A 6,000-nucleotide genomic window follows, 5' to 3' on the forward strand; every position below is an offset into this window, starting at 1 on the left:
TTCGCCGAGGCTTCGCTTAAAGCCACAAAGGACACAGTCAGGCCCCGCGCATGCGGGTCTTTTGTGGCTTTAAGCGGGGCAATGACTGACGGGAGAATCCGGTGCATCCGTTCCGCTGGCTGACGATCGCGATCTTTGCGCTGCTGCTCGCCGCCTGTTCGCCCGGCGCGCCGAAGGATGCCGAAGTGGTCATCCCGCAAGGCGCGAGCATCGCGAAGGCGGGCGAGATTCTGGAGGAGGCCGGGCTCGTCTCGGCGTCGAGTTTCCGCAATCAGGCGCGTTTCTTCGGTTCGGACGATCCGATCAAGCCCGGCGAGTATAAGATCGAAAAGGGGATGGACGCGGGCGACATCCTTGCACTGTTCCAGTCGGGCAAGACGATCCAGCGGCTCGTGATGATTCCCGAAGGCATGCCCTCGATCATGGTGTGGGAACGGCTGATGGCCGAAAAACGGCTGAAGGGCGACATTCCCGTTCCCGCCGAGGGCAGCATCCTGCCCGACTCCTATGCCTTCACCACCGGCGAGAGCCGTGCCGCGGTGGTGAAGCGGATGCAGGCGGCGATGGACAAGGCGTTCGCCGAACTGTGGGCCAAGCGCACCCCGCGCGCCGCGGTCAAGGATCGCAACGAAGCGATCACGCTCGCGTCGATCGTCGAGAAGGAAACCGCCGTCGCCGCCGAACGCCGGACCGTCGCGGGGGTCTATACCAACCGGCTTGGCGTGGGCATGCGGCTCCAGGCCGATCCGACGATCATCTATCCGATCACCAAGGGCAAGCCGCTCGGCCGCCGTATCTTGCGTTCCGAAATCCAGGCGGTGAACGGCTACAACACCTACAGCATGGCCGGGTTGCCCAAAGGACCGATCGCCAATCCGGGCAAGGCGTCGATCGCTGCGGTGCTCGATCCCGAGGCGAACGATTATCTCTTCTTCGTCGCCAAGGGCGACGGCAGCCATGTCTTTTCGCGGACGCTGTCCGAACATAATGCCAATGTGCAGAAATGGTATGCGCTCCGCCGCGAGCGGGGGGAGATAGAGTAGCAACCGCGCCCGGCAGGGCAAGGGAGGACGCCGATGCGCCGACTGTTGGGATTGTCCGCCGCCGCGCTGGCGCTCGCTGCCTGCATGAACGGCGGCGGGGCGGCCGAGAAGGATGCGTCCGACGTCCGCATCGAGCAGGGGCCGGGGCTCGGCGCGCCGCGCGCGACGCACCAGCTGGTCGCCGCGGGCGGCGGCACCTTGCTCGCCATCGGCGGCTGCGTCGTGGCGGGCTGCGAGGCCGGACCCGCGAGCGCGACGGTCGGCATCATCGCGGTGCCGGGCTTGAAGGTGACCGCGACCGGACGCCTGCTCGCGCCGCGAATCCAGCCTTCGGCGGTGGCGCTGCCCGGCGGCAAGGCGCTGATCCTCGGCGGCTGGGTCGACGGGCGCGTGAGCGCCGCGACCGAAATCTTCGAGCCCGCCACCGGCCGCTCGGTGGCCGGCCCGGCGCTGGCGGCGCCGCGCAACGCGCCGACCGTCGTCACATTGACCGACGGGCGCATCTTGATTGCCGGCGGGTATGACGGCAGGAACGTGCGCGCCGACGCCGAAATCTTCGATCCGGCGACGGGCCGGATGACGCGTACCGGATCGCTCGCCGCTGCGCGCAGCGGCGCGACGGGAACCCTGCTCGCCGACGGCCGGGTGCTGATCGCTGGCGGCGGGCGCCCCGACCGCGAACCGCGCCGCGCGCTCGCGAGCGCCGAGATTTTCGACCCTGCGACCGGGCGCTTTGCCGCAGCGGGAAATCTTGTGCAGGGGCGCTACAAGCATGGGGCGGTGCGGCTCGCCGATGGCGATGTGCTGATCGTGGGCGGTTCGGATAGCCGCGACTATGGCGGCAAGCTGCGCTCGGTCGAACGCTACGATGTCGCTGCGGGGCGCTTCGTCCCCGCCGGCAACCTCGCCGATCCGCGCTTCAAGATCGCCGACGGGCTGTTGCTGCTCCCCGGGGGGCGCGTCCTCGTCGCGGCAGGCGACACCGCGCCCGAGATTTTCGATATCGCCAACGGTACCGGCCGTCGACTCGACTACGACCTTGGCGGCCAGTGGAATTATATGACGCTCGTGCGCGCCGACGCGCGCACCGCCTTGCTCGCAGGCGGCTATCGCGAGGGGCGTATCGAGCCCACCGCGCAAAGCTGGATCGTCCATCTGCCGAGAGAGTGAAAGCCATGACCACTGCAAAGCTGTTCATCCATGGTGTCCCCGACAGCCCGCTGATCTGGGAACCGCTACTGGCCGCGCTCGACCTTGCCGACACGCCCGTCGCCGTGCCCGCGCTGCCCGGCTTCACCGGCCCGCTCCCCGCAGGCTTTCCGGCGACCAAGGAGGCCTATGCCGACTGGGCGGTGGGGCAGGCGGAGGCGCTGTTCGCGGCGCACGGCCCGATCGACATCGTCGGCCACGACTGGGGCGCGCTGATCGCGCAGCGGGTCGCGATGCTGCGCCCCGACCTGCTCCGCAGCTGGGCGATCTCGAACGCGGTGATCGAACCCGACTATCGCGGCCACCGCATCGCGCGCATCTGGAACACGCCGATCCTCGGCGAAATCTTCATGGCGCTGAGCAAGGCCGACAAGCTCGCCGACGGGCTCGCCGGGCAAGGCATGCCCGCCGACATCGCGCGCGAAGAGGCCGCGCAATGGAAGAACAAGGACAAGCGCCGCGCGATCCTGAAACTCTATCGGTCGGCGAAGGGGCTGAGCTTCGCGCACGATTGGGCGCTCGATATCCCCAAACTGCCCGCGAACGGCGCGCTGGTCTGGGGAGACGGCGATCCCTATGTCGCGCTGTCGGTTGCCCAGCGCTACGCCGCTAACACCGCTACGCCGCTGACGGTGATCGAAGGTGCGGGGCATTGGGCGATCGCCGAGCGCCCGCAAGAGGTCGCCGCCGCGCTACACGCGTTCTGGAACGCACTGTAAAGTGCGGATAATATTATTTCATCGACTTGAACGATTATTGTGACGCAATAAATCGATTGGTGTATCGCGCGGATCGGGTGCATTCGATGGCTGTCGAGAAAGGGCGTCCCATGGACGATGGCAAACCTCCCCCGAAATTGCCTCGCCCATCCCTTTCCGAAGCAGATGGCCCGGGCTTCCCCCCTCCCTACCGGACCACTGGCGCCGTGCCCATCATCGTCACCGCGGCGATGGGCGCGGCGGACCAGCGCCATTTCGACGCGCTGCGCAGCGCGCATTTCCCGCCCGATCGCAATCATCTTGCGGCACATGTCACGCTTTTTCACCAGTTGCCGCCGTCGGGCCTCGACGAACTGGAACGGCTGGTGCGCAGGATCGCGGCCGATACGCCGCCGCCCGCCGCGATGCTGCGTGAAGTCTATTCGCTGGGGCAGGGCGTTGCCTTTCGGGTCGAGAGTCCTGAATTGCTCGCCGTCCGTGCGCGCATCGCCGACCATTTCGCCGGCATGCTCACCGCGCAGGACCGGGGAACGCCGCGGCTCCACATCACCGTGCAGAACAAGGTCCCCGCGGCCGATGCGCGTGCGCTGCTTGCCCGACTGGCGTCCGATTTCCGCCCACGTCCGCTCGCGATCGCGGGCCTCGCGGCGCACCATTATCGCGGCGGCCCGTGGGAACCCGCCTTCGCGCGCAGCTTTCGAGCCATGCGCAGATGATATTGACCGGCGCGATGAGCCTGCCTATAGGCGCGGCTCGCCCGATGCGGCGGCCTTTCGGGGCGGAGTAGCTCAGCAGGTTAGAGCAGCGGAATCATAATCCGCGTGTCGGGGGTTCGAGTCCCTCCTCCGCTACCAATTTCCTGTTTGCCCGTATGAGTCCGTCTTCGACCGTCAGCGGATTATCTTCCAATAAAATCAAATATTTCTGGCGTCCTTTGGCCGCCGTTTCGGTCCGTCATCGTCCGTCGGAATCCGCCGGCAGCGATTTGATCTGGGGGTATTTTTGGGGCATTTTTTCGAAATACCCCCAGCAGGAAATACCCCCAATGGCTCTCAAGGATCTCGAAATCAAATATGCGGCGCGCCGCCAGCGCGAATATAAACTGTTCGATGGCGAGGGGCTTTTCGTGCTCGTGACGCCCAAGGGGTCGAAGCTCTGGCGATTCAAATACCGATTTGCCGGCAAGGAGAAAGTACTCAGCCTGGGCAAATATCCTGCCATCTCGGCGGCGGTCGCTCGCCAGAAAAGGCAGGAAGCGAAACAGCTCATCGAACAGGGCATCGACCCTTGCGACGCCAAGAAAGCGACAAAGCATCGCCGGGATCCGCTCAGGCAGTTCGAGGCCATAGCACGTGCCTGGCACGCAAATCGCGCCGAAGAGCTCGACCAGGCGCATGCCGCTCGTGTCATCTGCCAAATGGAGCGCGATGTTTTTTCCACGCTTGGCCAGCGTCACATCGAGTCCATCACAGCTCCCGAAATCCTTGACGTTGTGCGAGCGGTCGAAGCGCGGGGCGCGCTCGATATCAGCAGGCGCATCAAGCAGGGCATCGGCCACGTGTTCCGCTTCGCGATCGTCAGCGGATGGGCGACGGTCGACCCCACCACCAGTCTTAACAATGCGCTCAAACCGAAGCCGCGGGTGAAGCATATGGCCCGCGTCCCGCTGGCCGAACTTCCCGGACTGGTCGCCGCAATCCAGACCTACGACGGGGAGAGTGATTCGCGGCGCCGCGCCACGACCCGTGACGCGCTGCTGCTCACATTGCTGACATGGGCCCGGACAAGCGAAGCGCGCTTCGTGACCTGGGATGAATTTGAAGACCTCGATGGGGCCGAACCGCTGTGGCGGTTGTCGGCGGAACGGATGAAGATGGCACGCGAGCATCTCGTCCCGCTGTCATCGCAGGCGGCCGACCTCTTGCTGCGCCGCCGTCGGACGAGCAACGACGATTATGTGTTCCCCGGCGAGAAGCCCAGGCAGCCGATTTCGGCAAATACGATGATCTACGCCTGTTACCGGATGGGATATCGGGGGCGGCAGACCGTGCATGGCTTTCGCGGGCTCGCATCAACCTGGGCAAACGAATCCGAGCGGTATCGACCAGATTGGGTCGAAATGGCGCTTGCGCACGAGGACGAGAACGAAGTTCGCGGTGCCTATAACAGTGCTCTATATCTGACGCCGCGCCGCAGGATGTTGCAGCATTGGGCCGACGACATATTGAAGAGGGCATCCGGCACCGGAAAAAGCGGCGACGTCCCAGCGCCGGTCGGCGCGACCAATGGCACAGCGCCCGGCTGCGAGACCACCTCTGGGTGCCGCAATGCTCCCCGCGCGCGCGCGCGGCTGCCTTTCTGGCGGCGATCGGAAGAGCGAAAGCCGCCATCCAGATCGCGGCCGCTTGCCTGACATTCGGCTGCCTTGCGCTTCGCAAGGTCCGCCTTGGCCAAGCTCGCGAATACTGCAGCCGCCAACCGGCGCGATTCATGGGCGTAACTTGCCTGAAATGGCGTTCAGCGGGCTTCGCTGGCGAGGGCGCGAGGAAGGAGCGCTGCGGTCATAGTCGGCGCCGCCACGCGCCTCAGCACTCTTCGCCCGCGATCCGGCGGCCGCCTTTCTTGATGGGCGGCGTGAGCGCAGGATGCATGATATTCCACAGTGCAAGCGCGATCCGCACTTCCCGGAAGTCGTCGCCATGTCCCTCGGCAATCATACTCGCTTCCCGCTCATAGCCTTGGCCGCGCAGATATTTTGCAGCTGCGGCGCGGGCTGCCTCGATCTTGGCCACGTTTTTCACCATTCACTCCTTGCTGGGTCGCGGGACGACTGCGCCGTTTCAACGATGGGGCGGTATTTCGGCAGGGACTTTACCGTGACAACGAGAAACAATGAACTTACCCTTGTCTCGCTAATCATTCTGAGCCCCCACGCCTAGGCCGTGTTGACAAAAGACTTCAGCCATAGCCGCGTGGCGGCGAGGTTGAGGAAGCTCTCGAACGAGAGAAGTGTCTTGTCGTATCGGGTG

General features: G+C 65.2%; 6 protein-coding genes and 1 tRNA gene. 6 read left to right on the forward strand and 1 reads right to left on the reverse strand.

Annotation, left to right across the window (positions count from 1 at the left end; translation table 11 throughout):
- The first annotated feature begins 119 nt into the window (after positions 1–119).
- From mltG to HDC35_RS19970, 6 genes are all read left to right on the forward strand, one after another.
- Complete coding sequence (gene mltG, locus HDC35_RS15900; protein WP_221438295.1) at positions 120–1,043, forward strand: endolytic transglycosylase MltG; 924 nt, start codon at positions 120–122, stop codon at positions 1,041–1,043.
- A 33-nt stretch (positions 1,044–1,076) separates the two neighbouring features.
- Positions 1,077–2,213, forward strand: a complete 1,137-nt coding sequence (locus HDC35_RS15905) for a kelch motif-containing protein (protein WP_184648343.1) — start codon at positions 1,077–1,079, stop codon at positions 2,211–2,213.
- A 5-nt stretch (positions 2,214–2,218) separates the two neighbouring features.
- The gene (locus HDC35_RS15910) at positions 2,219–2,971 is read left to right on the forward strand and encodes an alpha/beta fold hydrolase (RefSeq protein WP_184648344.1); all 753 of its coding nucleotides are present in this window, start codon (positions 2,219–2,221) and stop codon (positions 2,969–2,971) included.
- Between the two features lie 230 nt (positions 2,972–3,201).
- Positions 3,202–3,687, forward strand: a complete 486-nt coding sequence (locus HDC35_RS15915; protein ID WP_184648378.1) for a 2'-5' RNA ligase family protein — start codon at positions 3,202–3,204, stop codon at positions 3,685–3,687.
- A gap of 61 nt (positions 3,688–3,748) precedes the next feature.
- Positions 3,749–3,825 (forward strand) — tRNA-Met (locus HDC35_RS15920).
- A 191-nt stretch (positions 3,826–4,016) separates the two neighbouring features.
- Entirely contained in the window at positions 4,017–5,384 is a 1,368-nt protein-coding gene (locus HDC35_RS19970; protein WP_184648345.1) for a phage integrase central domain-containing protein, read from the forward strand.
- 172 nt (positions 5,385–5,556) lie between these two features.
- On the opposite strand, the gene HDC35_RS15930 is transcribed toward HDC35_RS19970, so the two are convergent.
- On the reverse strand, positions 5,557–5,775 hold the full coding sequence (locus tag HDC35_RS15930; protein WP_184648346.1) for a hypothetical protein: 219 nt from the start codon (positions 5,773–5,775) through the stop codon (positions 5,557–5,559).
- Between the last annotated feature and the right edge of the window lie 225 nt (positions 5,776–6,000).

The organism is Sphingopyxis sp. JAI128 (genome assembly GCF_014207235.1).
GTDB lineage: Bacteria > Pseudomonadota > Alphaproteobacteria > Sphingomonadales > Sphingomonadaceae > Sphingopyxis.